Here is a 23,687-nt window from a genome sequence, read left to right on the forward strand (position 1 = left end):
CCTTACGATGGAATGGGCTGAGGATGGTCCCGACCGGCCTGCGTCTTAGTGAGCAGGATGCAGCGCGTCCTTCAGATAGACGCAGGTCAGGATGGTGAAAACATAGGCCTGCACGAAGGCCACGAGCACTTCAAGCCCGTAGATCGCGGTGATGGCCACAACCGAAATCGGCGACACGGCGGCGATGGCGGCAAAGCCTGCGAAGACCTTGAGAACCGCGTGACCTGCCATGATGTTGCCGGCAAGACGGATGGAATGGCTGACGGGGCGCACGAAGTAGGACACCACCTCGATCACGGCGAGGATGGGCCGCAGCGCCAGCGGCGCGGAGGTCACCCAGAACAGGCCGAGGAAATGCGCGCCGTGCTTGACGAAGCCCAGAACGGTGATGCCCACGAAGACGAGGATCGCCAGAACGAAGGTCACCGCGATGTGGCTGGTCGTGGTGAAGCTCATCGGGATCAGCCCGAGGAAGTTCGAGAACACGATGAACATGAACAGCGTCATGATGTAGGGGAAATACTTCAGACCGTCCTTGCCGGTCACGTCTTCCACCATCTTATGGATGAAGCCGTAGGCCAGTTCCGCAACCGACTGGCTGCGCGACGGGATGATGGCGCGGCGCGAGGTGCCCAGCACCATCAGCGCAGAGATGGCCAGAACGCAGATCGCCATCCACAGGGTCACGTTGGTGATGGTGAACCAGCCCACCGGCCCGTCGCCGAACAGCGGCTTGACCATGAACTGATCCATCGGGTGGAACACGAGACCGGTCCCGTGATCCGCCGTTTCCGCACCGTGAGCCGCTTCAGTCGCCATCGCCGCGATCCCTCTTGTCCTTCGCCCCGTCTGCATCGGGGGCTTTGTCCTCTCCGGCGGGGCCGGAAGTTTTGTCTGTTCCGATCTCTGCGGCGGTCCGCAGCATCACGCGGATGCCCGCCACCAGACCCAGCACCGTGAACAGCACCATGAATCCGGGCATCGTCCCCAGAAGGTGATCCAGCCCGTAACCAATGCCGAAGCCGATCCCCAGACCGGCCACCATTTCCGTGACCATCCGCCATGCCACATTGGCCTGCGAATAGTGTTCCTCCTGATGCGCTTTCCGGGTTTCCCGGGCGGCCCTCGCCGCCGCGATCTTGGCCTCCAGCGCGTCAAGCTGCCGCTTTGGATCGGGATCGCTCACCCTTCATCGCTCCGTTCGGACCGTCGACGGTGTTGCTATGCGGCGGGGGCCTCCGAGTCAAGGCGCGGTTAACCCTTGCGGGACGATTAAATTATCGTTCTTTATCATTCGCTTAACGTGAAAGCTGCAGCGCGGCATCCCCTCCCCCGCCGGGCTGGCAGCGCCAACAGGGCCTCCGGAGCATATTCAACCCGCGGGTTGAGTTTGCAGCGCGGCGCTTGACGGCGGCACGGGGCCGGGGCTTATGACCCTATGGCCCCCGATCTGGATACCGTCTTTGCCGCGCTTGCCGACCCGACCCGTCGGCGCATCCTCGCCATGCTGCTGGAGGATGACATGGCCGTGACCGATGTGGCCCAGCCTTTCGAGATGTCGCTGGCGGCGATTTCCAAACATCTGGCCATCCTCGCCGCAGCCGGACTGATCAGTCAGGAAAAGCGCGGGCGGGTGAAATGGTGCCAGCTGGAACCCGACGCCCTGCGCACTGCCAGCGTCTGGATGCAGGGCTTCGGCCAGTTCGAACCCGTGCATCTGGATTCGTTCGAACGCTTCCTGCGCAGCGAACTGGACCCGCCCGAGGATCCCGGCAGCGCGCCTTAGGCTTTTTCCCCGGCATAGGCTTTCAGATGTTTGACGAACGCCTGCACCTTTGGTGTGCGGTGCAGATCGACATGGGTGACCAGCCACAGCGGCGCCGACCAGTCTTCCTGCGGCGGCATGACCTGCACCAGCCCGGCATCGCCTTCGGCTTCGGTCACCGGCATGAACCCCATGCCCGCCCCGGCGCGCACCGCCTGATGCTGCACCCGGTCGTCGCTGGTGCGGAACACCACCCGGGCGGCGGGCACGTTGACCTTCATCCAGCGGGCAGACGGCGCGCGGGAATCAAGATCGTCGAAGCCGACAAAGTCATGCGTGCCAAACTCCTCGGGGCCTTTGGGAAGCCCCCGCGCCTCCACGTAGGAGGCGGCGGCATAAAGTGCGACCGCCTGCCGCGAGAAGGGCTGCACCACATTGTCGGGCTCCTGCGGGGCGGCGCCCGCGCGCAGGGCGACATGGGCCTCGCCATATTCCAGACGGAACAGCCGCTCTCCGGTCAGGAAGCGCGCGGTCACATCGGGGTAAAGCGCGCGGAAGCTGACCAGCGCCCCCACGATCAGCGGCGCGAAATTGGTGAGGGAGGTGACCAGAAGCTCGCCCGACACCGCCTCGCCCCGGCCCTTGATCCGTCCGGTCAGCTGGTGGAACTGGTCATCGGTGGTCTGGGCGACCCGCGCCAGATCCTGCCCCGCCTCGGTGGGCGTGTAGCCGCGGGCGTGGCGCTGGAACAGCTTGACCCCTAGCCGCGCCTCCAGCGCGTCGATATGGCGGATGACCGTGGCATGATGCACGCCCAGAACCTCGGCGGCGCCGCTGACCGTTCCCAGCCGCGCGACATGATAGGCGGTGCGGATTTCGTCCCAGTTTTCCATGTCAGTCCTTTACGCGGTTCGGCCCCTGTGCGGCGCACAAAGCGTGTTCCCGCCCGGACCGCAAGGGCAGGCCGCGGACAGGGTAAAGAGCAGAACGCAAAACGCCCGGCCGGAGCCGGGCGCAGAAAGAGGTGTGGCAGTCAGACTGCCGCGCCCCGTCTTTCCTGCGGAATTAGTCCGAGGAAGAGGAGGACGACGAGTCGGAATCCGAAGCGGCCGCGATCAGGGCCAGCGCGGCGACGCCGCCAGCAACCAGCAGTGCGGTGTTGGGCGCGGGAGCCGCGGCAACGGGAACGACCGCATAGGGGTCTTCTTCCACCACGACCGGCGCGGGGCTGCCAGCATAGGCGGCGGAAGAGGCGAGCAGGCCAGCAAGGGCCGCGGAAGCGAAGAGTTTGTTCAGGGTCATATGTCACCTACCAAAATTAGGAACTTCGAGTCCCACATAACGCCAAAACGCTTTTCGGGCCAGCGCGAATCCGGCCCATTCCGGCGCAGGCGGGGAAATCGGTGGAAATGTGCCACTTTTGCCAGCACCCCGCCGCAGGCTCGGCGGTTGACTCGGCGCCCGTCCCGGCGTAAGAGCCGCGCGATTGCCGGAAGTTTCATGCCTTCCGGTCCCATGGGCCATGCCCGGGATCGCCCTCCGTCAGCGCGTTGCGCCCACGGAGGCATTTCCGCTTTGGCGAATGGATTTGGCGAAACGCCGCGCGCGCCCCATCTTGGGGGTGCAGAAGCAAACGGAACGGACCAGAGGAAGACCCATGTTCGAGACTCTTTCCGATCGCCTTGGCGGCGTGTTCGACCGGCTGACCAAGCAGGGTGCCCTCAGCGAGGACGATGTCCGCACCGCCCTGCGCGAGGTCCGGGTCGCCCTGCTGGAGGCCGACGTGTCGCTGCCCGTGGCGCGCGACTTCATCAAGGCGGTGGAACGCAAGGCCACCGGCCAGTCGGTCACCCGCTCCGTGACCCCCGGCCAGCAGGTCGTCAAGATCGTCCATGACGAGCTGATCGCGGTGCTGACCGGCGAAGGCGATCCGGGCGCGCTCCGCATCGACAACGCCCCCGCGCCCATCCTGATGGTGGGTCTGCAGGGCTCGGGCAAGACCACCACCACCGCCAAGCTGGCCAAGCGGCTGAAGGAACGCGACCGCAAGAAGGTGCTGATGGCCTCGCTGGACGTGAACCGTCCCGCCGCCATGGAACAGCTGCAGATTCTGGGCCAGCAGATCGGCGTCGACACGCTGCCCATCGTCAAGGGCGAGGATCCCGTCGCCATCGCCCGCCGCGCCAAGACGCAGGCGAGCCTTGGCGGTTATGACGTCTATCTGCTCGACACTGCCGGGCGGCTGCATATCGATGCCGATCTGATCGCACAGGCGGCGCAGGTGCGCGATGCGGTGAACCCGCGCGAAACGCTGCTGGTGGTCGATGGCCTGACCGGTCAGGACGCCGTCAACGTCGCCACCGAATTCGACGACAAGATCGGCGTGTCGGGCGTGGTGCTGACCCGGATGGATGGCGACGGGCGCGGCGGTGCCGCCCTGTCCATGCGCGCGATCACCGGCAAGCCGATCCGCTTCGTCGGCCTTGGCGAAAAGATGGACGCGCTCGAGACCTTCGAACCGGACCGGGTCGCGGGCCGCATCCTTGGCATGGGCGACATCGTCGCCCTTGTCGAGAAGGCGCAGCAGACGCTGGAGGCCGAACAGGCCGAGCGCATGATGAAGCGCTTCCAGAAGGGTCAGTTCAACATGAACGACCTGAAGATGCAGCTTGAGCAGATGATGAAGATGGGCGGCCTGCAGGGCATGATGCAGATGATGCCCGGCGCCGGCAAGATGGCCAAGCAGATGGACGAGGCCGGGCTTGACGACAAGATCCTGCGCCAGCAGGTCGCGCTCATCAATTCCATGACCAAGATGGAACGCGCCAATCCGCAGCTTCTGCAGGCCAGCCGCAAGAAGCGGATCGCGGCGGGCGCGGGCATGGACGTGGCCGATCTGAACAAGCTGCTGAAGATGCAGCGCCAGATGTCCGACATGATGAAAAAGATGGGCAAGATGGGCAAGGGCGGCATGCTGAAACAGGCCATGAAGGGCATGTTCGGCAAAGGCGGCATGCCCGCCGACATGGACCCGTCCAAGATGGACCCCAAGGCGATGGAGGCTGCGGCCAAGGCCATGGGCAGCCGCATGCCCGGCGGTCTTCCCGGCATGGGCGGCATGGGCGGCAGCGCCCTGCCCCCCGGCCTGAGCGGCTTTGGCAAGAAGAAGTAAGATGCGCAGCGCCCCCGTCCTGTCCACCGCGCGCCTGCGCCTTCGGCCCCATGTCCTTGACGACATGGCGGCGATGGAGGCGTTTTATGCGACGGACAGGGCAGCGTTCATGGGGCGCCCCAACACCCGCACGCAGCTTTGGTATGGCTTTGCCTCCGAAGTGGGCAGCTGGGATCTGATGGGCCACGGCGCATGGGCGATCACGACGCAGGACGGCGCGCTGGTGGGACAGGTGGCGATCACCCAGCCCCCGCATTTCCCCGAGCGCGAAATCGGCTGGCTGCTGTTTGACGGCCATGACGGCAAGGGCTACGCGACCGAGGCCGCCTTGGCCGCGCTGCGCTGGGGCTGGCAGGCCGGGTTCGCGACGCTGGTCAGCTACATCACGCCGGAGAATGCCCGCTCGGTCGCGCTGGCGCGCAGGCTGGGGGCGGTCCATGATCCCGACGCGGCCCTGCCCGAAGGCGACGGCCCCGAAGACACCGTGGTCTGGCGGCACGCGCCCGACACCGATGGCAGCCCCGAGGCTTACGCATGAGCCTTGTTTCCGCCCCCCGTCTGGTCACGGACCGGCTGATCCTGCGCGGGCCAGAGCCGCGCGATGCCGAGCCGATGATCGCCTTTCTGCTGGACCGCAGCCGGTCTGACGGCTTTGGCGGCTATGACCATCGCGGCGATGCGTGGCGCTGGTTCGCGCTGAACGTCGGGCACTGGCACCTGCGCGGCTACGGCTATTTCACCATCGAGATGAAGGACAGCGGCACGCCTGCGGGCATCTGCGGCATCTGGAATCCCGAAGGCTGGCCCGAGCCGGAACTGGGCTGGGTGGTGTTCGAAGGCTACGAAGGCCAAGGCATCGCGCGCGAGGCGGCAGAGCGTGCGCGGCGCTATGCCTATGCCGATCTGGGGCTGACCACGCTGACCTCGAACATCGTGCCGGGCAATAGAAGGTCGATCGCCTTGGCCGAACGGCTGGGCGCGGTGCACGAACGCACCTACCAGAACCACCACATGGGCGAGGACATGCTGTTCCGCCATCCCGGCCCGGAGGTGGTGCTGGCATGACCGCCCCCTGCGAACGCCACCGTCCGGGCCCCGCCGCCCGTGCCGCCGCCCGTCTGGGCGGGCGCCTGCCGGTGCTGGACACCCGGCGGCTGCAACTGCGCGCGCCGCGCATCTATGATTTTGACGCCTATGCCGCGATCCTGATGTCGGACCGCGCCGCGCTGATGGGCGGGCCCTATTCCCGCGCGCAGGCTTGGGGCGCGTTCACCAGCCATACCGCGCTGTGGCTGCTGCATGGGCACGGGCTCTGGACCATCGACGCGGAAACCCGCCCCTCTGCCGGGTTCATCCTGCTGGGCTATGACCACGACACCCCCGAGGCGGAGCTGCGCGTGATCCTCAGCGCCGACGCCGAAGGTCAGGGTTATGCCACCGAGGCGATGGAAGCCGCGCGCGGCCATGCCTTTGGCGATCTGGGCTGGGACAGCGTGGTGTCCTGCGTGACCAAGCCCAATGCCCGCGCCCGGGCGCTGATGCGCCGTCTGGGCGCCAAACGCGACGCCGCCGCCGAGGAAAGCCTTGGCGATGCAGAGCTTTGCGTCTACCGCCACCGGCCGGAGGTGGCGTGATGGCTTTGCGCGACATTCCCGTTCTGGACACGCGGCGGCTGGTCCTGCGCGCCCCCGAGGCGCAGGATTACCCCGATTTCAAGGCCACCTTCGCCTCCTACCGGTCGCGCTTCATGGGCGGGCCGCTCAATGCCTATGAGGCGTGGATGCTTTATGCCGCCGAGATCGGCCACTGGCAGATCCGGGGCTTCGGCATGTGGATGGTGCATCTGCGCGACAGCGGCGAAACCGTGGGCATGGCGGGCGGCTGGTTCCCCGCCAAATGGCCGGAGCGGGAAATCGCGTGGATCATCTGGCCCGACCGGGGCGGGCGCGGCTATGCGCTGGAGGCCACGCAGCGGGTGCGGCAGTATTTCTATGACGTGGCGGGCTGGACCGGCGCGGTCAGCTACATCGATCCCAAGAACCTTGAATCGATCCGGCTGGCGGAACGGCTGGGCGCGCGGCGCGACGCCTCTGCCCCCGGCGTCGATGGCAGCGACGTGGTCTACCGCCACCCCGCGCCCGAGGCGCTGCGCGGCAGCCAGCTGGCCCATGGCATCGACATGGAAATCGCCAATTACATCGACCCCCTGTTCAAACCGAAAGGCTGGGCCATTGACTGAACCACAAGATCCCGTCGCGCGCGCCGCCGCGCTTCTGAAAGAGCATCGCCACAGCATCGACCGGCTGGATGCGATCCTTGTCTTCACGCTGGCCGAACGGTTCAAGCACACGCAGGCGGTGGGGCTGCTGAAAGCCACGCATGACCTGCCCCCCTCCGATCCCGCGCGGGAAGAACAGCAGATCGCGCGGCTGAAGGATCTGGCGAACACGGCGGATCTGGATCCCGAGTTCGCCGAGAAATTCCTGAATTTCATCATTCAGGAAGTCATCAAGCACCACGAACAACACCAATCCTGACGGCCCGTCCGTCATGCAACGCCATTAAAAGGAGACACCAAAATGGCCATGAAGATCAGACTCGCCCGCGGCGGTTCCAAGAAGCGCCCCCACTATGCCATCGTGGCATCCGATGCGCGCATGCCGCGCGACGGCCGCTTTCTGGAAAAGCTGGGCACCTACAACCCGCTGCTGCCCAAGGATGACGAACGCCGCATCATCATGGATGTGGAGCGCGTGCAGTACTGGCTGACCCAGGGCGCGCAGCCCACCGACCGTGTGGCCCGCTTCCTTGAAGCCGCAGGTCTGGTCGCCAAGACCGAGCGCAGCAACCCCAAGAAAGCCGTCCCGGGCAAGGCCGCCAAAGAGCGCGCCGATGCCAAGGCCGCCAAGGCTGCCGCTGCTGCCGAAGCCGCTGCCGCCCCCGCGGAAGACGCCGCCGAGTAATCCTGCGGCAACAGTTGACAAAAAGGCGCGCGGGCTGGCCCCGCGCGCCTTTCCCATGCCCGCGGCCATGCTATGTGCAGATCAACGCCTTGATCCGCCCGCCTTGCAGGAGCCGCCCATGACCCTTTCCCGCCTGACTTCCGCTGCAGCGCTTGCGCTGGCACTTGGCTCCGGGGCCGCAGTTGCGCAAAACGCACCGTCGGATGGCCCCGGCCTGACCTTCACGCTGCGCGGCGGCGTCGCCTCCACCCCGGAATATTTCGGCTCGGACGAGTATAGCGCCGCGCCGGATCTGGGCTTCCGCTTCAACAGCCTGCAGCTGAACGACGGCAGCGGCTTCGGCAGCGCCGATCCTTGGGCCGAATCGCTGGGCTTCAACGTGCATGGCGCGTTCCGCTATATCGGCGAACGCGACAGCAGCGATTTTGACGAACTGCGCGGCCTTGACGACATCGATGACGCAGTCGAACTGGGTCTGGGTGTCGGCTACGGCACCGACAATTTCTACGCCTTCCTGGATGCGCGCCGCGGCTTTGGCGGCCATGAATCCTGGGTCGGCGAGGCCGGGATGGACCTGATCTACCGCCCCGATGACCGCTGGCGTTTCAGCGCGGGCCCGCGCCTGTTCTGGGGCTCTGACGGCTATGCCGACACCTATTTCGGCGTCAGCCCGTCCGAGGCGGCGTCCTCCTCGCTGGGCGCCTATGATGCCGAAGGCGGGCTGCTCTCCGCCGGGGTGGAAGTGGGCGCGCGCTACCGCATCAATGACGACTGGGGCGTCGAAGGCGCGCTGACCTATGACCGCTACATGAACGATGCCGAAGACAGCCCCATCGTGGAAGCGGGCAGCGACGACCAGTGGGGCGTGCGGCTGGGTCTGACCCGCACCTTCCGCCTGCGGTTCTGACGCGATTGCCATTGCCCGGTGCTCTGGTCTATCCAGACGCATCGGGACACGGGGAGGCACGGGTGAGCGACAAGGTCTGCGTCGGCGCAATCGGAGGGGCTTTCGGGGTCCATGGCGAAGTGCGCCTAAAAAGCTTTACCGCCGATCCGGAGGCGATTGCGGACTATGCGCCGCTGACCTCCGAAGATGGCAGCCGCAGCTTTGACGTGCAGATCACCCGCCCCGTCAGCGGCGGCTTTGCCGCGCGCCTGTCGGGCATCCGCAGCAAGGAAGAGGCGGACGCGCTGCGCGGGCTCAAGCTGTTTGCGCCCCGCGACCGCCTGCCCTCGCTGCCCGATGACGAATACTACCATGCCGACCTGATCGGGCTTGCCGTGCATGACACCGGCGGGGCCGAACTGGGCCGCGTCAAGACGGTGCTGAACCACGGCGCGGGCGACCTGCTGGAAGTGCAGCTGAAAGGCGAGGCGCGCAGCGTGCTGCTGCCCTTCACGCTGGCCGTGGTGCCGACCGTGGATCTGACGGCGGGCCGCATTGTCGCCGACCCGCCCGAAGGTCTGCTGGAGTAACCTCGCGCCGCAGGCCAAGGGCGACTCGCCTTTCCCGGACCCACCACCCCTGCACCGCAGGCCCCCGCAACGGTGCCTAATTTTTGGGTTATGGATTGCAGACAATTCCGCAGAAATCAGAGCATGGGTGCCGCAGCGGCACCTTTACGCGGAATGGCCGCGACCCCGCCTGGTTTTCGCCACATTCGATCGGCATTCCCGCCATGTCCGAGCAGCCGGAGCCACGGCACATGCCCACATCGATGCGTAACACTCTCTGGGCCAGTCTGGCCCTGACCCCGGCGCTTGCCATGGCGCTGCTTCCCGACGGCGCCCCGCTGGCGACGCTGGACCTCGCGCTTCTGCTGGGGCTCAGCTGGGCCGTGGCGATTGGCGCTCTCTTGGGATCGCGCAGCACCTCCCGCGCCAATCCGGGCAAGCTGCAGCTGCTCGCCGCCAACAGCCCGGTCCCCTTGCCTGACTGTCCCAGCCCCGCCGAAATCCGCCGCCAGCTGACGCCGCTGCTGCTGGCCTCGCCGCCTCTGGCAGACCGTGGCTGGGCGCAGGAGCCGGAAACCGAAGCCCATGCGCTTGGCCGGATCATCGCCAGCACGCTGGCCACGCAGGGCTGGCGCGACCTGTCCGATCCGGGCAGCGCGGATCTGCGCGGGCTCTGGCTGCTGGTGGCGCTGCTGCGGGCCGCACCGGGCAAGGCCGGGGAACTGGCGCAGGCCTTCCGCAGACCCGATGCCATGCTCGACCTGCGCGACCGGCTCGCCGCCATCACCAGCCGCCGTGATGCATGGGACCGGCAATGCGCCGCGTTCGAGGCCACCTCGCGGCTCTGGTCCAGCCCGCGCCCCGCAAGCCTCATCGACCAGCTTGCGGCGCTGGACCGTCCCGATCCCGATCTCTGGCACAAGGTGATCTGCGATTTTGATCCCGCCCGGGCCGAACAGCGCAATGCCGCGCTGTGGTGCGGGCGCCAGCTGACCTGCCACCGCGCCAGCGTGGCGCTGCTGCTGCACCGGCTGGCACAGGAGGGCGTCGTCATCGACTCCTGCGTGCTGCCCCGGCTGGATGAAATCCTCGCGAACTGGGGCGCGGGCCGCTATTCCGGGCGCGCGCTGGGGCTCGACCCCGCCGATCAGGTCGCGGGCAGCGCCCCGGACGTCGCGCGGCTGCTCGACCGGCTCGTCGAACAGACCGACAGCCCGCGCCTGCCCGATCCCGTGGGGCTTTTTGACGTCTATGACGGGCGCGCCCCCCTGCCCCGCCCCGCATGGCAGCTGGATGGCGGGCTCTGCGCCGCCCCCGAACCGGTGGATTACCTGCTGCCCCCGGCTTGAGCCCGCCCCGCGCCCCGGCTAGAGGAGGCGCAGGAAGGATCCGCCGCCATGACCGACACCCCCGCGCGCGCCCAAGGCCGCAAGACCATCCGCCCCAGCCTGTCCCCGCGCGAGCTGATGACGGACAGGCCCGCCCTGGCACGGGCCTGGACCGCGCAGATCCTGACGCTGTTTCCCGAAGCCTTTCCCGGCACGCTGGGCCTGTCGCTGACCGGGCGCGCCCTGCAGGACGGGCTGTGGCAGCTCGACACCATCCCGCTGCGCGAGTTCGGCGAGGGCCGACACCGCAATGTCGATGACACGCCCGCCGGGGGCGGCGCGGGCATGGTGCTGCGCCCCGATGTGATGGGGCGCGCCATCGACCATGCCCGCGCCCGCATCGACCCGCGCGCGCCGCTGATCTACCTTTCGCCACGGGGCCGCCGCTTTGACCAGCAGATGGCGCAGCATCTGGCCCAGACCCCCGGCGCCACGCTGATCTGTGGCCGGTTCGAGGGCATGGACCAGCGCGTGATCGACCATTACCGCATCCTTGAGGTGTCGCTGGGCGATTTTGTCCTCACGGGCGGCGAACTCGCGGCGCAGATGATGCTCGACGCCACGATCCGCCTGCTGCCCGGCGTGCTGGGCAATGCCGCCTCCACCGAAGAGGAAAGCTTTTCCAACGGGCTGCTGGAACATCCGCAATATACCAAACCCGCCGACTGGCAGGGCCATGCCATCCCCGAGGTGCTGCTGTCGGGCAATCACGCCGCCATCGCCCGCTGGCGCCGCGAGCAGTCAGAGGCGCTGACCCGCGCCCGCCGCCCCGACCTGTGGCAGGCACATCTGGACCGCAGCGGCGGCTAGCCCCTTCTTCTGACCGCAAATATCCCGGGGAGTGTGAGGGGCAGCGCCCCTCACCGGCCAGACCCCGCCAAAACCCGCAGTTTTCCCTTGAAAACACCCCCGCGCCGCGCCTATACGGCGCAGGTCCGCGTCCCCGTCCGGGGCTGCGGATTCGTTCGTTTCGTCCCCTGCCCTGCACCTTCGGCAGAGCGCCCGGCACGATCACGGACGCTGATACGGAAAATACGTTGTCCAACTCCGGCGGGCGCTGCGGCGGACCCGAACGAAGGCGCGGAGCTCTGGAACCTCGACACCTTCACGGGACAACCGTGAGCAGCTCAGGAGAAGATCAGATGAATCTGATCGAACAGATCGAGGCGGAACAGATTGCCGCCCTCGGGAAGACCATTCCCGATTTCAAGCCGGGCGACACCGTGCGCGTCGGCTACAAGGTGACCGAAGGCACCCGCACCCGGGTGCAGGCCTATGAAGGCGTCTGCATCAGCCGCAAGAACGGCAAGGGCATCGCGGCCTCGTTCACCGTCCGCAAGATTTCCTTCGGCGAAGGCGTGGAACGGGTGTTCCCGCTCTACTCCACCAACATCGACACGATCGAGGTGGTGCGCCGCGGCAAGGTCCGTCGCGCCAAGCTGTATTACCTGCGCGAGCGTCGCGGCAAATCCGCCCGTATCGCCGAGCAGACCAATTACAAGCCGCTCGCCGGCGCCGGCGCATAAGGAGCCACGTCATGAAAAAGGGCATTCACCCCGATTATCACGTCATCGACGTCAAGATGACCGACGGCACCGTCTTCCAGACCCGCAGCACCTGGGGCAAGGAAGGCGATTCGATGCAGCTGGACATCGATCCCAGCGTGCACCCGGCATGGACCGGCGGCTCCTCGCGCCTGATGGATGCCGGTGGCCGCGTCACCAAGTTCAAGAAGAAGTACGAAGGTCTGGGCTTCTGATCCCACGCGCTTCGCGTTTTTTGCAGACGCCGCTCCTCCGGGGGCGGCGTTTTGCTTTTGCGGGCATCGGTTTGCCTGACACAGCCGGGCGTCCTTGGACCAAGGATTCCCGTTCTGCCAGCAGCGTCAGATGGCGGACAGCGTCCCGCCTGCAAGCCATTTTCAGGAACATGCGTTTCCGGCTTCACAAATTCCATAGAATGAATATATGAAGGAGGCATCCCGGCAGGCCCCCCCTGCCGCAGCGCAGGAGTCTGACCATGCCCCTCCCCCGCCTGTCCCGCGCCGGTCTGCGACGCGCGCTTCCCGTTCTGGACTGGGCAAGCCGCTACAACCGCGACACCGCCACCTCGGATCTGGTTGCGGCGCTGATCGTCACCATCATGCTGATCCCGCAATCGCTGGCCTATGCGCTGCTGGCGGGGCTGCCGCCCGAAATGGGGCTTTACGCGTCGATCCTGCCGCTGGTCGCCTATGCCATCTTCGGCACCTCGCGGGCTCTGGCAGTGGGGCCGGTGGCGGTGGTGTCGCTGATGACAGCCGCAGCCATCGGCGAACTGGGCCTGACCGATCCCGCGCAGATCGCGCTGGCGGCGGGCACGCTCGCCTTCCTGTCCGGGGCGATCCTGCTGGCCATGGGCGTGCTGAAACTGGGCTTTCTGGCCAATTTCCTTAGCCATCCGGTGATCGCGGGCTTCATCACCGCCTCGGGGATCCTGATCGCCGCGTCACAGCTCAAGCATATTCTGGGGGTCAGCGCCGAGGGCCATACCCTGCTGGACACGCTGCTGGCGCTGGCGCGGGATCTGCCGCAGACCAACCTGATCACGCTCGGGATCGGTGTCGCCTCCGTCGCCTTCCTGTTCTGGGTGCGGCGCGGGCTGAAGCCGCTGCTGCGCCGCCTGGGGCTGGGCGCGCGGGCGGCGGACATCCTTGCCAAGGCCGGGCCGGTCGCCGCCGTGGCCGTGACCACGCTGGCGGTCTGGGGGCTTGGGCTGCATGACCGAGGCGTGGCCATCGTCGGCACCGTGCCCACGGGCCTGCCGCCGCTGACCCCGCCTTCCGCCGATCCCGCGCTCTGGCGCCAGCTGCTGCTGCCCGCGCTGCTGATCTCGGTCATCGGTTTTGTCGAATCGGTGTCGGTGGCGCAGACGCTCGCCGCCAAGAAACGCCAGCGCATCGTGCCGGATCAGGAACTGATCGGGCTGGGCGCCTCCAACGTGGCGGCGGCGCTGACGGGGGGCTATCCGGTCACCGGCGGGTTCGCGCGGTCTGTGGTGAATTACGACGCGGGTGCGGAAACCCCCGCCGCTGGCGCCTTCACAGCCGTGGGCATCCTGCTGGCGGCGCTGCTGCTGACGCCGCTGCTGTATTTCCTGCCCAAGGCGACGCTGGCCGCCACGATCATCGTCGCGGTGCTGAGCCTTGTGGATTTCTCCATCCTCAAACGCAGCTGGACCTATTCGCGGCTAGATTTTGCCGCCGTGCTGGCCACCATCGTCACCACGCTGCTGGTCGGGGTGGAAATCGGCGTGTCCGCCGGGGTGGTGCTGTCGATCTTCCTGCATCTTTACAAGACCTCGAAACCGCATGTGGCCGAGGTGGGGCTGGTGCCCGGCACCCATCATTTCCGCAACATCAAACGCCACAAGGTCGACACCCTGCCCGGCGTGCTGACGCTGCGCGTGGATGAAAGCCTGTATTTCGCCAATGCCCGGTTTCTGGAGGAGTATATCCTGAACCGCGTCGCCGAATGCCGCGACCTGCGCCATGTGGTGCTGATGTTTCCGGCGGTGAACGAGGTGGACATGAGCGCGCTGGAAACGCTGGAGGAGGTGAACCGCCGCCTGTCGGACATGCAGATCAGCCTGCACCTGACCGAGGTGAAGGGCCCGGTGATGGACCGGCTCAAGCGGTCGCATTTCCTGCACGACCTGACGGGCCGCGTGTTCCTGTCGCAATATGACGCGTGGTGCGCGCTACAGCCGGGTGCGGCCCCCGGGGCCAAGCAGGAAGGCCTCGCGGCCCAGTAGCAGCGCGGGGAACAACGGGCGGCCATAGCCCGCCCCGCCATCCAGATTGAGCCGGTTGGCGTAAAGCTGCGGGAAATCCAGCGCGGTATGGCCGTGCACCACCAGCCTGCCCCAGTCGTGCTCTGTCTCAAGGAACGGCTTGCGGATCCAGATCAGGTCATCTTCGGCCTGCGCGTCCAGCGGCACGCCCGGGCGCAGACCGGCATGGACAAAGATCTGGTGATCCGCCTCATGCAGGCGCGGCAGCGCCGCGATCCAGTCCAGATGCGCCTGCGGGATCGCCTCTGCCGCGTCGTCGCGGAGGGCGGTCAGCGTGCGATGGTCACCCACATCCACCCCGTAAGAGGCCAGCGTCGCCCGCCCCCCCAGCGGCGGATCGGTCCAGAGCAGCGGGCGGGAGGTCTGCGGATCGTCGTAGAGCGGATTGTCCAGAAACCGCAGCACGTAGCGGTCGTGGTTGCCCATCAGGCAGGTCCATGGCCGCCCCTCCGCCTGCCCGCGCATCAGCGTGTCGATCACCGCGCGCGAGTCAGGGCCGCGATCCACGTAATCGCCCAGAAACACCACCGGCGCGTCGCGGTCGGCGTCGCGCTCGATCATGTCCAGCGCCTCGTGCAGGCGGTCGATCTGGCCGTGAATGTCGCCAATGGCAAAAATGGGAGTCATGCGGATTCCTTTCCGCCCTTACTTGACCCGGCGGGACGGCAAGGGCAAGCCGCCTGCCACCCATAAAAAAGGGCGCCCCGAAAGGCGCCCCCTTGGACATGCGAGCAGGCGCTCAGGCCACGTCGAATTCCAGCGGCTTGACCTGACGGAACAGCCCGGTGTCGATCAGCGCCTTGACCACGGACGGATCCAGCGCCTCGTCCAGATAGGCGATGGCGATGGCCTCGCCGCCCTTGGCGGCCCGGCCCAGCGTGAAGTTCGCAAGGTTCACGCTGTGATCGCCCAGAAGCGAGCCGAGCTTGCCGATGATCCCCGGCACGTCGTTGTTGGTGGTGTACAGCATGTGGCTGCCCACCTCGGCGTCGATGTTGATGCCCTTGATCTGGATGAAGCGCGGCTTGCCGTCGCTGAACACGGTGCCCGCGATGGACCGCTCGCGCTCTTCGGTCACCACGGTGACCTTGATGTAGCCGTCAAAGGCGCCCGACTGTTCCTGATTGGTGGTCGAGATCTGGATGCCGCGCTCCTTGGCGATCACCGGGGCGGAGACCATGTTCACCTCGGGCGAGATGGTCTTCATGATGCCCGCGATCACCGAGCAGTTCAGCGCGGGCAGGTTCATTTCCGCAACCGAGCCGTCATAAAGGATGTTGATGGCCTTGATCGGCTCTTCGGTCATCTGGCTGATGAAATTGCCCAGATGGCCCGCGAGCCGGATCCACGGCCCCATGATCCGCGCCTCTTCGGCGGTGACGTTGGGCATGTTCAGCGCGTTGGTGACCGCCCCGGTCAGCAGGTAATCGGCCATCTGTTCGGCCACCTGCAGCGCCACGTTTTCCTGCGCTTCGGAGGTGGAGGCGCCCAGATGCGGGGTGCAGACCACGTTGGGCAGGTTGAACAGCGGGTTTTCCTTGGCGGGCTCTTCGGCGAAGACGTCAAAGCCCGCGCCCGCCACATGGCCGGATTTCAGCAGATCGGCCAGCGCCTCCTCGTCCACCAGACCGCCCCGGGCGCAGTTGATGATGCGCACGCCCTTCTTGGTCTTGGCCAGATTCTCGCGGCTCAGGATGTTGCGGGTGCCGTCGGTCAGCGGAACGTGCAGGGTGATGAAATCGGCGCGCTTCAGCAGCTCGTCCAGATCGACCTTTTCCACCTGCATGGTCTTGGCCTTCTCGTCCGACAGGAACGGGTCAAAGGCCACGACCTTCATCTTCAGCCCGCGGGCGCGGTCGCAGACGATGCCGCCGATATTGCCCGCGCCGATCACGCCCAGCGTCTTGCCGGTCAGTTCCACGCCCATGAAGGCGTTCTTTTCCCACTTGCCCGCATGGGTCGAGGCGCTGGCCTCGGGCAGCTGGCGGGCCACGGCGAACATCAGCGCGATGGCGTGTTCGGCGGTGGTGATCATGTTGCCGAAGGGCGTGTTCATGACGATCACGCCATGTTTGGACGCGGCTTCCTTGTCGACATTGTCGGTGCCGATGCCCGCGCGGCCCACCACCTTGAGGTTGGTGGCGCGTTCCAGAATGCTGGGCGTGACCTTGGTGGCCGACCGGATGGCAAGGCCGTCATACTGGCCGATGACTTCGGCCAGCGCGTCCTTGTCCTTGCCCAGCTCGGGGCGGAAATCCACCTCGATGCCGCGGTCGCGGAAGATCTGCACGGCGGCGTCGGACAGCTTGTCGGAAATGAGAACCTTGGGAGCCATGATGCGGGATCCTTTGATAACAGGGGAGGGGTCGGGCGGAACGCATCCACCCGGCGGCTCAGTCAGTCAGGAAAAAGGGAGGAGGCGGGGTTTCCCCCGCCACCGGGTCAGGCCGCTGCGGCCAGCGCCTCGATCTCGGTCTCGAAGGCCCAGACCAGCCAGAGGGTCAGCGCCTCGATGTCCGACGCCTCCACCGTGGCGCCGCACCAGATGCGCAGGCCCGCAGGCGCGTCGCGATAGGCGCCCACGTCATAGGCCACGTTCGCCGTTTCCAGCCGCTTGGCCACGGCCTTGGCAAAGGCGGCGCCATCGGTGATGCGCGGATCGGTGAATTTCAGGCAGACGGAGGTGTTGGAGCGCGTCGCCGGATCTTCGGCCAGATTGGCGATCCAGTCGTGACGGTCGCAGAAATCCCACAGCACCTTGGCATTGGCATCAGCCCGTGCCCGCAGACCGGCAAGCCCGCCGACCTTGCGGCCCCAGTCCAGCGCCACGAGGTAATCTTCCACCGCCAGCATGGAGGGGGTGTTGATCGTCTCGCCGACAAAGATGCCTTCGATCAGCTTGCCGCCCTTGGTCATGCGGAAGATCTTCGGCAGCGGCCATGCGGGGGTGTAGCTTTCCAGCCGCTCCACCGCGCGGGGGCTGAGCACGATCATGCCATGCGCCGCCTCGCCGCCCATCACCTTCTGCCAGGAGAAGGTGGTGACGTCGAGCTTGTCCCACGGCAGATCCTGCGCGAAGGCGGCAGAGGTCGCGTCGCAGATGGTCAGGCCCGCGCGGGTGGCGGGGATCGCGTCGCCATTCGGCACACGCACGCCAGAGGTGGTGCCGTTCCACGTGAACACCACGTCATTGTCGAAATCGACCGTGGCCAGATCAACGATGTGGCCATAATCGGCGGTCTTCACCTCGGCGTCGATCTTGAGCTGTTTCACCACATCGGTGACCCAGCCCGCGCCAAAGGATTCCCAAGCCAGCATCTCGGCCTTGCGGGCGCCCAGCATCGACCACATGGCCATTTCCACGGCCCCGGTGTCGGAGGCGGGAACGATGCCGATGCGGTAATCCTCGGGGATGCCGAGGATTTCGCGGGTGCCGTCGATGGCGGATTTGAGCTTGTCCTTGCCCACCTTGGCGCGATGCGACCGGCCCAGCGGGGCGTCGGACAGCATGTCGACAGAGAAATGGGGGATCTTGGCACAGGGGCCGGAAGAGAAGCGCGGATTGGCCGGGCGCGCAGCCGGTTGGGGTCTAGCCATGTATCCTAACCTTACAGATAGTCGCCCTTCGTTGGGGAAGGGTGTCCCGCCGCCGGGACTACGCCTGCCCCGGAAAAATAGCAAGTGAACATTGCACTAAGCCCGAACGTGCCCCTTCCCCTCAGCAGAACTTTGCGCGAACAAGCGGCGGCGATTGGCACAAATCTGGCACAGAAGGTTCGCGCTTTGTCTCGGACAAACCAACGAAAAACGCCGCTGCGGATGGTCCCCGCAACGGCGCTCAAATCGCTGAGAATGTCACACTCTCGCGGGCCAAGAATACCGCAAAACCGATCAAGTCGGCAATGTCGGAATTCGCGAAACCGGCACACAAGCGAATCGCCCGCGCAGTGGGATACGCCCTCACGCTGAACGACGAAGCCGCATGGCGCGCGCTTAGCTTCCTCCTTGCGCGATACCTGACCGAGGAGGAGCGCGCCGCGCTTGCCTTCTGCAGCCTCGAAAGCCTGCCAGACGATTTGGCCCATGATGCCGCGTCAGCGTCCATCTTCCGCATTCTGCATGGGGAGCCTCTGGCATGACCGCGCAGGAATTGGACGAGGTGCTGACCTTCCGCTGGCCCATCGTGATGCGCCGCGTGATGGCCGACGGGTCCGACGAATGGCTGAAAGGCTTCGTGCGATCCATCGCCCGGCACGGCAAGCGCCCGGCTTGGCGCCCCTCTCAGAAGCAAGAGCAGATCATGCGGCGGCTGGTGTCCGAACTGGGCACCGCACCCGAAGGGCTGAACGTGATCGAGGACTGAAACAAGAAAGCCCGCCGGTCGCAACGGCGGGCTTATGCGGCGTCTGGCTTTCACGGGTTAGCCGGGGGCGCCGCATCAAAGTGCTACCGGGATACGGGCCACAGCACAAGGGCAGCTATTCCGCCGCAGGCGGTCTCTCCAAGCCCTAAGGCCCCGCTGCCACCCTCACGGCGGCGAACATGGGAGAGCGGACCGAGCCGAGGGAAAGGCAGGTCTGGCCTAAGCGGCGGCCCGGCTCCGGTGAGCAGGCAAGATCGCGGTGGTCAGGGCGGGAGGCGGGGTTTCATCCCCTGCCGCAGTAACCCGCTTTCTGACCATCACAACGACCCTCTCCAATGAGCAGAGAGGCTTAGAGAGCAACGTTCGAACGTAGAGAGAGGCACGACGATGAAGGCACAAGACTGGCAGCACGTCTCAGAAGCCCTTGAGGATCTTGTTCAGCGCGTGCGGCGCCTCAGCCCTGACCACCGCAGGCCCGAGCGGTTCCACGAAGAGAAGAGCGAGATCGAGCACGATCTTCGGCAGCTGCGGCGGGTCCTTCCCAGGGCAAACGTATACGGGTCGGCACAGCGCATGAGTTTAGCCTACGCAAAGAATGCTAAGGGGTAAGAAATAATGAGGATTTTTACCGAACTTCCCTTGGACGGCAGGGCGGTTTCCCGCATCGGCGGGCGCGATCTTTGCGAACTTCTCGACCTGTCGTCCGGCGCGCTCACCGATCTGAAAAAGCGCGGCATCGCCGTGCATCTTGGCCATGATGCCTATGACCTTGAGGCCACCGTGAAAGCCTATGTCCAGCACCTGCGCGGCATCGCGGCGGGCTGGGGCACCGCCGATCAGGCAGTGCAGCTTACCGCCGAACGCGCGCGGCTCGCCAAGGAACAGGCAGACGCTCAGGCGCTCAAGAACGGTCTGGCGCGCGGGGAACTGGTGAAGGCTGACGAGGTGACGCGCACATGGGCCGAGGTGCTGCGCAAGGTCCGCGCCCGCATCCTCGCCGTTCCCTCGCGTGTTCGCAGCGCCCTGCCCCAACTCACGCCCGCCGATGTGGCAGCACTCGACCGCGAAATTCGCACCGCTCTGGAGGAACTGGCCCATGACAAGGCTGAGTGAGGTTCGGGCCGAGGCCCTGCGCGCGCTTCTGCCACCGCCGCGCCTGCGCCTGTCCGACTGGATCGAACAGGAAGTGCACCTGCCCGAAGGCGTGACCGCACAGCCCGGCCCGGTGCGCCTCTGGCCCTTTCAGCGTGAGATCGCAGACGCAATCGGGGATCCACTGATCGAGCGTGTCACGCTGGTGAAGCCGGTGCGCGTCGGGTTTACCACGCTTCTCAGCTCTGCCGTTGCAAGCTTCGTCGCCAATGACCCCGCCCCCATTCTCTGCCTGCTGCCCGCTGAGAGCGATTGCCGCGACTATGTGGTGTCCGACATTGAACCGGTCTTTGCCGCTTCCCCGGCTGTGGCCGAGGCGCTGAGCGGCGATCTGGACGAAGCCGGGCGCAACACGCTGCTGTCGCGCCGTTTCCCCGGCGGATCGCTCAAGGTGGTTGCCGCGAAGGCGCCGCGGAACCTGCGCCGGCACAACGTCCGGTTTCTGTTGATGGACGAGGTGGACGGCATGGCCCCCACCGCCGAAGGCTCGCCCCTGCTGCTGGCCGAACGTCGCACCCTGTCTTTCCCGGATCGCAAGATCGTTCTGGGATCGACCCCCGTGCACGAAGAAACGAGCCACGTCCTGCGCGCCTATGCGCAGTCCGACCAGCGGGTATATGAGGTGCCCTGCCCCGACTGCGGCGCCTTCTCAGAAATCACATGGGACCAGATCAGCTGGCCCGAGGGCGCGCCCGAGTCGGCCTTCTGGCGCTGCCCCCATTGCGCCGCACAGATCGAGGAACGGCATAAGCCCGCGATGATCGCGGCAGGCCACTGGCGCGCCACCCGGCCCGAGGTGCAGGGACACGCGGGCTTTCGCATGAATGCCCTGATTAGCCTTCACGCAAATGCCGCATGGGGCAAACTCGCGGTAGAATTTGCCGCCTCGAAAGACGATCCGACCACGCTGCAGACCTTCGTCAATACGATCCTTGCCCAAGGCTGGCGCAGCGACGGCGACGAACTGGACGAAACCAGCTTGGCCGCGCGCGCCGAACCCTTCGGGCTGGATCCGGTGCCCGCCGAGGTTCTGGCCCTGACCGTGGGCTGCGATGTGCAGCATGACCGGCTGGAACTGACCTATACCGGCTGGACCGAATCGGGCGCCATGCTGATCCTCGCCCATCGCGTGATCTGGGGCAGCTTCGAGGCGGACGAGACGTGGCACGATCTGGACGCCCTGCTAAGCGAACGCTTCCCGCACCAGCTGGGCGGCAGGATCGGCATTGACGCCGCCGCCATAGACGCGGGCGACGGCACCACCATGCACACCGTTACCAGCTTCTGCCGTGGCCGCACCGCGCGCAGGATCGCCGCGATCAAGGGCGCCCATGGCAACCGCCCGGTGATCGAACGCGCAGGCTCCAAGACCAAGACCGGCGCCCGGCTCTGGATTGTGGGGGTCGATACCGTGAAGGCGCAGCTGTTCGCCCGACTGCCCCGCGCCGGGCATGTGCGCTTTTCCGAAGCCCTGCCTGCCGTCTGGTATGAACAGCTCGCATCGGAACGCGCCGTGGTGCGGTATTCCAGAGGCCAACCGGTGCGCAGCTTCGAACGCATTCCCGGCAAACGCGCCGAGGCGCTGGATTGCACCGTCTACGCCGTCGCCGCGCGCCAGCTGGTCACGATCAACCCTGACACGCGGCGCGATGAACTCGGCCAGATGCAGCCTAGGACGAAACGGCCCGGCCCGGTGCTGCAGTCAAGCTGGATGCGGAGGACCTGAAAGAGCTCGCATTTAGATCCGCGTTAATCATCGCCGGTCGGACTTATAGATACAATAGCATCATAGGTCAAAAACAGAAAGACATTCGGCTTTGATCCAATTGGAAGATCACGCCTTACGATGACACCACCCTCCATCCTAAAAAAAATTGACCCAGAAATAACTTCACTTGTAATCAACTCGACATCAACCAATTTCCCCATAATGTAATGCCCTTTCCACTCAGCCAATCGAAGTACTGAAATAACTAAAACAAGCGACAGTCCAGCCATAAATGCAGAGAGCTTTCTTGAGCCTTTGGACTTTCGGTAATAATTAACAACAGCAGCAAAAATACCTGGAAGGTTTCTGAAGAAGCCCCCCTTCCTTAAATAGCTCCCCCGCCTTAAAGAGAAAATACCAGAAACTACATAAGCAGAATGCGTAACAAATTGAAATAAAACAAATTGTATAAAGAAAATAAGGACAAACCCTACACCACGGAAGATACCGAGATGAAGCACGGAGAAAGAAAGAAAGACCAAACCTCCAAGTATCAACATACTAAATTTTCGAAAACCATGTCTTAACTTAATTAAAAGGAAGAAATGACGTCTATATTTTCGAAAATAAGAAACATGTCTCAAACTAAGGATACCGATAGAAAATGATGAAGCGCAAAAAGAAAACAGCTTAACTATTGCTACAGAAACGATGATTTGACCTACAATCTCCAGACCTGCACTAACTATCGCGGTACCGTCAATCATAGCTGTAATTTGGCGAGGCATAGAGAAAGCACGCGCCCAGAAGTATAGCGAGAACATCGATAGAGCAGAAAGCACAGAAACGACTACCTGCAACGAAATACTGTTTCTAATCTGATGTAAAATAACATTAAGCCTTGGCACGAACTCCCGCCCCCCCGCCATTAGCCGGAATGAAAGTAATCCCTTCTTGCTCGAAGGCGGCTTGCAATCGCCGCAGGGTCTCCGCCTGCCCTCCAGACTGTCCGTTTTCAAAGCGACTAATGGTCATCGCTGACACGCCAGATAAGCGGGCAACGTCGCGCACGCCCAACCGCAACGCTGCTCGTGCCATGCGGCACTGCTCAGGTGTTATCATGGTATCCAAAACTGTTGACAGGGTATTCATTTCATGGTTTTGAATACAGTGTAATCATTCCTGCAATCCGAGACAACGGAGCAACTGATGCCGAACCCCGTTCTGGCAGCCGCCCACGGCTTGCCTTCTGTCCGCTTGACCGAAATTCACGACTGCCTCGTGCTGGCCTTGGACGCGACCGAGCGTCCTGACGGTTACAGCCAGACAGACCGGGAGGCGCGCAGCTACATGCGCACCGCCCTGCGCCACACAGAGCGCCTTCTCAGCGACCGCTGACCAAAACCCCAAGGGAGGAAAACCGATGAAACGCCTAAACCTCGCCTGCGGGACCGGAGGAGCGCTGTCCCGCCGCGCCCTTCTGACCGCCCTGCCCGCCAGCACCGCCGCCCTAGCTGTGCCGTCGATAGCACCGGCAGCGCCCGAAGATCCGATGATGCCGCTTTACCGGCAATGGATGGAAGCCCGCCGGGACTGGCTTGCACTGGTAACCGCGCCCGGAAACGAAAACTGGGATGACCCTAGATCGCTTGAGGCGCGGGACAGGGAACATGCCGCCGAAGCCGGGATGCTTACACTCACCGCCACGTCGCTGGAGGGGATCGGCGCGCTTGCTGCGCTGACATGGGACTACATCAGCCCTGCCTGCATCGACCCTGTCGAGTTCGCCGAACGGGCGCAGTCCCTCGAATGCCGCGCTGTCATGGCGATCTGGCGCGCCTGCACAGGGCTGGACGGCTATCCGATAACGTAGGGGCTTCTGCCAGACCA

General features: G+C 65.2%; 30 protein-coding genes. 21 read left to right on the top strand and 9 right to left on the bottom strand.

Annotation, left to right across the window (positions count from 1 at the left end):
* Positions 1–45: 45 nt before the first annotated feature.
* Both VK682_RS00290 and VK682_RS00295 read right to left on the bottom strand, forming a co-directional pair.
* A complete protein-coding gene (locus VK682_RS00290) occupies positions 46–819 on the bottom strand; it encodes a F0F1 ATP synthase subunit A (protein WP_324781281.1) in 774 nt (257 codons plus the stop codon).
* Positions 809–1,186 (bottom strand): AtpZ/AtpI family protein, encoded by a 378-nt coding sequence (locus VK682_RS00295; RefSeq protein ID WP_089841922.1) that lies wholly within the window; start codon positions 1,184–1,186, stop codon positions 809–811. The genes VK682_RS00290 and VK682_RS00295 overlap by 11 nt, the downstream gene beginning before the upstream one ends.
* Before the next feature lie 252 nt (positions 1,187–1,438).
* On the opposite strand from VK682_RS00295, the gene VK682_RS00300 reads away from it, so the two are divergent.
* Positions 1,439–1,786 carry an ArsR/SmtB family transcription factor gene (locus tag VK682_RS00300; protein ID WP_230794615.1) on the top strand — a complete coding sequence of 116 codons (348 nt, stop codon included), beginning with the start codon at positions 1,439–1,441 and terminating at the stop codon, positions 1,784–1,786.
* Here VK682_RS00300 and VK682_RS00305 read toward each other — a convergent pair.
* Together VK682_RS00305 and VK682_RS00310 are read right to left on the bottom strand one after the other, a co-directional pair.
* On the bottom strand, positions 1,783–2,658 hold the full coding sequence (locus VK682_RS00305) for a LysR family transcriptional regulator (RefSeq protein ID WP_089841928.1): 876 nt from the start codon (positions 2,656–2,658) through the stop codon (positions 1,783–1,785). The genes VK682_RS00300 and VK682_RS00305 overlap by 4 nt on opposite strands.
* 172 nt (positions 2,659–2,830) lie before the next feature.
* On the bottom strand, positions 2,831–3,067 hold the full coding sequence (locus VK682_RS00310; RefSeq protein WP_089841932.1) for a hypothetical protein: 237 nt from the start codon (positions 3,065–3,067) through the stop codon (positions 2,831–2,833).
* A gap of 355 nt (positions 3,068–3,422) precedes the next feature.
* Between VK682_RS00310 and ffh the strand changes: the two genes are divergently transcribed.
* The 14 genes from ffh to VK682_RS00380 all read left to right on the top strand — a co-directional run bounded on the left by ffh (position 3,423) and on the right by VK682_RS00380 (position 14,535).
* On the top strand, positions 3,423–4,937 hold the full coding sequence (gene ffh, locus VK682_RS00315) for a signal recognition particle protein (RefSeq protein ID WP_089841936.1): 1,515 nt from the start codon (positions 3,423–3,425) through the stop codon (positions 4,935–4,937).
* 1 nt (position 4,938) lies between these two features.
* The gene (locus VK682_RS00320) at positions 4,939–5,475 is read left to right on the top strand and encodes a GNAT family N-acetyltransferase (RefSeq protein ID WP_230794617.1); all 537 of its coding nucleotides are present in this window, start codon (positions 4,939–4,941) and stop codon (positions 5,473–5,475) included.
* Positions 5,472–6,002 (top strand): GNAT family N-acetyltransferase, encoded by a 531-nt coding sequence (locus VK682_RS00325; RefSeq protein WP_230794618.1) that lies wholly within the window; start codon positions 5,472–5,474, stop codon positions 6,000–6,002. The genes VK682_RS00320 and VK682_RS00325 overlap by 4 nt, the downstream gene beginning before the upstream one ends.
* Positions 5,999–6,571, top strand: coding sequence for a GNAT family N-acetyltransferase (locus VK682_RS00330; RefSeq protein WP_089841945.1), 573 nt, complete (start codon positions 5,999–6,001; stop codon positions 6,569–6,571). The genes VK682_RS00325 and VK682_RS00330 overlap by 4 nt, the downstream gene beginning before the upstream one ends.
* Positions 6,571–7,176, top strand: coding sequence for a GNAT family N-acetyltransferase (locus VK682_RS00335; RefSeq protein ID WP_230794619.1), 606 nt, complete (start codon positions 6,571–6,573; stop codon positions 7,174–7,176). Before VK682_RS00330 ends, VK682_RS00335 begins: the two co-directional genes overlap by 1 nt.
* Positions 7,169–7,474, top strand: a complete 306-nt coding sequence (locus VK682_RS00340; RefSeq protein WP_089841951.1) for a chorismate mutase — start codon at positions 7,169–7,171, stop codon at positions 7,472–7,474. The genes VK682_RS00335 and VK682_RS00340 overlap by 8 nt, the downstream gene beginning before the upstream one ends.
* Positions 7,475–7,516: 42 nt before the next feature.
* Positions 7,517–7,900 carry a 30S ribosomal protein S16 gene (gene rpsP, locus VK682_RS00345; protein WP_089841954.1) on the top strand — a complete coding sequence of 128 codons (384 nt, stop codon included), beginning with the start codon at positions 7,517–7,519 and terminating at the stop codon, positions 7,898–7,900.
* A gap of 118 nt (positions 7,901–8,018) precedes the next feature.
* Positions 8,019–8,807, top strand: coding sequence for a MipA/OmpV family protein (locus VK682_RS00350; RefSeq protein ID WP_230794620.1), 789 nt, complete (start codon positions 8,019–8,021; stop codon positions 8,805–8,807).
* A gap of 62 nt (positions 8,808–8,869) precedes the next feature.
* The gene (gene rimM / locus VK682_RS00355) at positions 8,870–9,376 is read left to right on the top strand and encodes a ribosome maturation factor RimM (protein WP_089841963.1); all 507 of its coding nucleotides are present in this window, start codon (positions 8,870–8,872) and stop codon (positions 9,374–9,376) included.
* Positions 9,377–9,606: 230 nt separating this feature from the next.
* Positions 9,607–10,704 (top strand): hypothetical protein, encoded by a 1,098-nt coding sequence (locus tag VK682_RS00360; RefSeq protein WP_324781282.1) that lies wholly within the window; start codon positions 9,607–9,609, stop codon positions 10,702–10,704.
* A gap of 48 nt (positions 10,705–10,752) precedes the next feature.
* Positions 10,753–11,553 (top strand): tRNA (guanosine(37)-N1)-methyltransferase TrmD, encoded by an 801-nt coding sequence (gene trmD / locus VK682_RS00365; protein ID WP_230794622.1) that lies wholly within the window; start codon positions 10,753–10,755, stop codon positions 11,551–11,553.
* Positions 11,554–11,885: 332 nt separating this feature from the next.
* Positions 11,886–12,269 (top strand): 50S ribosomal protein L19, encoded by a 384-nt coding sequence (gene rplS, locus VK682_RS00370; RefSeq protein ID WP_089841972.1) that lies wholly within the window; start codon positions 11,886–11,888, stop codon positions 12,267–12,269.
* Between the two features lie 11 nt (positions 12,270–12,280).
* Positions 12,281–12,502, top strand: coding sequence for a 50S ribosomal protein L31 (gene rpmE, locus VK682_RS00375; RefSeq protein WP_089841975.1), 222 nt, complete (start codon positions 12,281–12,283; stop codon positions 12,500–12,502).
* Positions 12,503–12,762: 260 nt separating this feature from the next.
* On the top strand, positions 12,763–14,535 hold the full coding sequence (locus VK682_RS00380; RefSeq protein ID WP_230794623.1) for a SulP family inorganic anion transporter: 1,773 nt from the start codon (positions 12,763–12,765) through the stop codon (positions 14,533–14,535).
* Here the strand turns inward: VK682_RS00380 and VK682_RS00385 are convergent.
* The 3 genes from VK682_RS00385 to VK682_RS00395 form a co-directional block, all read right to left on the bottom strand.
* The gene (locus VK682_RS00385) at positions 14,482–15,201 is read right to left on the bottom strand and encodes a metallophosphoesterase family protein (RefSeq protein WP_324781283.1); all 720 of its coding nucleotides are present in this window, start codon (positions 15,199–15,201) and stop codon (positions 14,482–14,484) included. The two genes, VK682_RS00380 and VK682_RS00385, sit on opposite strands and share 54 nt — an antisense overlap.
* Positions 15,202–15,313: 112 nt before the next feature.
* A complete protein-coding gene (gene serA / locus VK682_RS00390; RefSeq protein WP_089841985.1) occupies positions 15,314–16,909 on the bottom strand; it encodes a phosphoglycerate dehydrogenase in 1,596 nt (531 codons plus the stop codon).
* Positions 16,910–17,016: 107 nt separating this feature from the next.
* Complete coding sequence (locus VK682_RS00395) at positions 17,017–18,171, bottom strand: phosphoserine transaminase (RefSeq protein ID WP_089841988.1); 1,155 nt, start codon at positions 18,169–18,171, stop codon at positions 17,017–17,019.
* Positions 18,172–18,476: 305 nt separating this feature from the next.
* Here VK682_RS00395 and VK682_RS00400 point away from each other — a divergent pair, with 305 nt between their 5' ends.
* The 4 genes from VK682_RS00400 (at position 18,477) to VK682_RS00415 (ending at position 21,815) form a co-directional block, all read left to right on the top strand.
* A complete protein-coding gene (locus VK682_RS00400; protein WP_324781284.1) occupies positions 18,477–18,713 on the top strand; it encodes a hypothetical protein in 237 nt (78 codons plus the stop codon).
* Positions 18,710–18,937 (top strand): hypothetical protein, encoded by a 228-nt coding sequence (locus VK682_RS00405; RefSeq protein ID WP_324781285.1) that lies wholly within the window; start codon positions 18,710–18,712, stop codon positions 18,935–18,937. The genes VK682_RS00400 and VK682_RS00405 overlap by 4 nt, the downstream gene beginning before the upstream one ends.
* 615 nt (positions 18,938–19,552) lie before the next feature.
* Complete coding sequence (locus VK682_RS00410; RefSeq protein WP_324781286.1) at positions 19,553–20,050, top strand: terminase small subunit; 498 nt, start codon at positions 19,553–19,555, stop codon at positions 20,048–20,050.
* On the top strand, positions 20,034–21,815 hold the full coding sequence (locus tag VK682_RS00415) for a phage terminase large subunit family protein (protein WP_324781287.1): 1,782 nt from the start codon (positions 20,034–20,036) through the stop codon (positions 21,813–21,815). Before VK682_RS00410 ends, VK682_RS00415 begins: the two co-directional genes overlap by 17 nt.
* A 23-nt stretch (positions 21,816–21,838) precedes the next feature.
* On the opposite strand, the gene VK682_RS00420 is transcribed toward VK682_RS00415, so the two are convergent.
* Both VK682_RS00420 and VK682_RS00425 read right to left on the bottom strand, forming a co-directional pair.
* Positions 21,839–22,657: a hypothetical protein gene (locus tag VK682_RS00420; RefSeq protein ID WP_324781288.1), complete on the bottom strand. Its 819-nt coding sequence runs from the start codon at positions 22,655–22,657 to the stop codon at positions 21,839–21,841.
* Between the two features lie 34 nt (positions 22,658–22,691).
* Positions 22,692–22,949: a helix-turn-helix domain-containing protein gene (locus VK682_RS00425; RefSeq protein WP_324781289.1), complete on the bottom strand. Its 258-nt coding sequence runs from the start codon at positions 22,947–22,949 to the stop codon at positions 22,692–22,694.
* Positions 22,950–23,006: 57 nt separating this feature from the next.
* Between VK682_RS00425 and VK682_RS00430 the strand changes: the two genes are divergently transcribed.
* Both VK682_RS00430 and VK682_RS00435 read left to right on the top strand, forming a co-directional pair.
* Positions 23,007–23,195, top strand: a complete 189-nt coding sequence (locus VK682_RS00430) for a hypothetical protein (protein ID WP_324781290.1) — start codon at positions 23,007–23,009, stop codon at positions 23,193–23,195.
* A gap of 25 nt (positions 23,196–23,220) precedes the next feature.
* The gene (locus VK682_RS00435) at positions 23,221–23,670 is read left to right on the top strand and encodes a hypothetical protein (RefSeq protein WP_324781291.1); all 450 of its coding nucleotides are present in this window, start codon (positions 23,221–23,223) and stop codon (positions 23,668–23,670) included.
* The last annotated feature ends 17 nt before the right edge of the window (positions 23,671–23,687 follow it).

The organism is Salipiger marinus, assembly GCF_035481585.1.
GTDB lineage: Bacteria > Pseudomonadota > Alphaproteobacteria > Rhodobacterales > Rhodobacteraceae > Salipiger > Salipiger marinus.

Bases quoted from the DNA above. Each gene is read 5' to 3' on its own strand.
- VK682_RS00290 (WP_324781281.1), bottom strand. From the start codon at position 819: ATGGCGACTGAAGCGGCTCACGGTGCGGAAACGGCGGATCACGGGACC.
- VK682_RS00300 (WP_230794615.1), top strand. From the start codon at position 1,439: ATGGCCCCCGATCTGGATACCGTCTTTGCCGCGCTTGCCGACCCGACC.
- VK682_RS00305 (WP_089841928.1), bottom strand. From the start codon at position 2,658: ATGGAAAACTGGGACGAAATCCGCACCGCCTATCATGTCGCGCGGCTG.
- VK682_RS00310 (WP_089841932.1), bottom strand. From the start codon at position 3,067: ATGACCCTGAACAAACTCTTCGCTTCCGCGGCCCTTGCTGGCCTGCTC.
- ffh (WP_089841936.1), top strand. From the start codon at position 3,423: ATGTTCGAGACTCTTTCCGATCGCCTTGGCGGCGTGTTCGACCGGCTG.
- VK682_RS00320 (WP_230794617.1), top strand. From the start codon at position 4,939: ATGCGCAGCGCCCCCGTCCTGTCCACCGCGCGCCTGCGCCTTCGGCCC.
- VK682_RS00325 (WP_230794618.1), top strand. From the start codon at position 5,472: ATGAGCCTTGTTTCCGCCCCCCGTCTGGTCACGGACCGGCTGATCCTG.
- VK682_RS00330 (WP_089841945.1), top strand. From the start codon at position 5,999: ATGACCGCCCCCTGCGAACGCCACCGTCCGGGCCCCGCCGCCCGTGCC.
- VK682_RS00335 (WP_230794619.1), top strand. From the start codon at position 6,571: ATGGCTTTGCGCGACATTCCCGTTCTGGACACGCGGCGGCTGGTCCTG.
- rpsP (WP_089841954.1), top strand. From the start codon at position 7,517: ATGGCCATGAAGATCAGACTCGCCCGCGGCGGTTCCAAGAAGCGCCCC.
- VK682_RS00350 (WP_230794620.1), top strand. From the start codon at position 8,019: ATGACCCTTTCCCGCCTGACTTCCGCTGCAGCGCTTGCGCTGGCACTT.
- VK682_RS00360 (WP_324781282.1), top strand. From the start codon at position 9,607: ATGCCCACATCGATGCGTAACACTCTCTGGGCCAGTCTGGCCCTGACC.
- trmD (WP_230794622.1), top strand. From the start codon at position 10,753: ATGACCGACACCCCCGCGCGCGCCCAAGGCCGCAAGACCATCCGCCCC.
- rplS (WP_089841972.1), top strand. From the start codon at position 11,886: ATGAATCTGATCGAACAGATCGAGGCGGAACAGATTGCCGCCCTCGGG.
- rpmE (WP_089841975.1), top strand. From the start codon at position 12,281: ATGAAAAAGGGCATTCACCCCGATTATCACGTCATCGACGTCAAGATG.
- VK682_RS00380 (WP_230794623.1), top strand. From the start codon at position 12,763: ATGCCCCTCCCCCGCCTGTCCCGCGCCGGTCTGCGACGCGCGCTTCCC.
- VK682_RS00385 (WP_324781283.1), bottom strand. From the start codon at position 15,201: ATGACTCCCATTTTTGCCATTGGCGACATTCACGGCCAGATCGACCGC.
- serA (WP_089841985.1), bottom strand. From the start codon at position 16,909: ATGGCTCCCAAGGTTCTCATTTCCGACAAGCTGTCCGACGCCGCCGTG.
- VK682_RS00395 (WP_089841988.1), bottom strand. From the start codon at position 18,171: ATGGCTAGACCCCAACCGGCTGCGCGCCCGGCCAATCCGCGCTTCTCT.
- VK682_RS00400 (WP_324781284.1), top strand. From the start codon at position 18,477: ATGTCGGAATTCGCGAAACCGGCACACAAGCGAATCGCCCGCGCAGTG.
- VK682_RS00405 (WP_324781285.1), top strand. From the start codon at position 18,710: ATGACCGCGCAGGAATTGGACGAGGTGCTGACCTTCCGCTGGCCCATC.
- VK682_RS00410 (WP_324781286.1), top strand. From the start codon at position 19,553: ATGAGGATTTTTACCGAACTTCCCTTGGACGGCAGGGCGGTTTCCCGC.
- VK682_RS00415 (WP_324781287.1), top strand. From the start codon at position 20,034: ATGACAAGGCTGAGTGAGGTTCGGGCCGAGGCCCTGCGCGCGCTTCTG.
- VK682_RS00425 (WP_324781289.1), bottom strand. From the start codon at position 22,949: ATGAATACCCTGTCAACAGTTTTGGATACCATGATAACACCTGAGCAG.
- VK682_RS00430 (WP_324781290.1), top strand. From the start codon at position 23,007: ATGCCGAACCCCGTTCTGGCAGCCGCCCACGGCTTGCCTTCTGTCCGC.
- VK682_RS00435 (WP_324781291.1), top strand. From the start codon at position 23,221: ATGAAACGCCTAAACCTCGCCTGCGGGACCGGAGGAGCGCTGTCCCGC.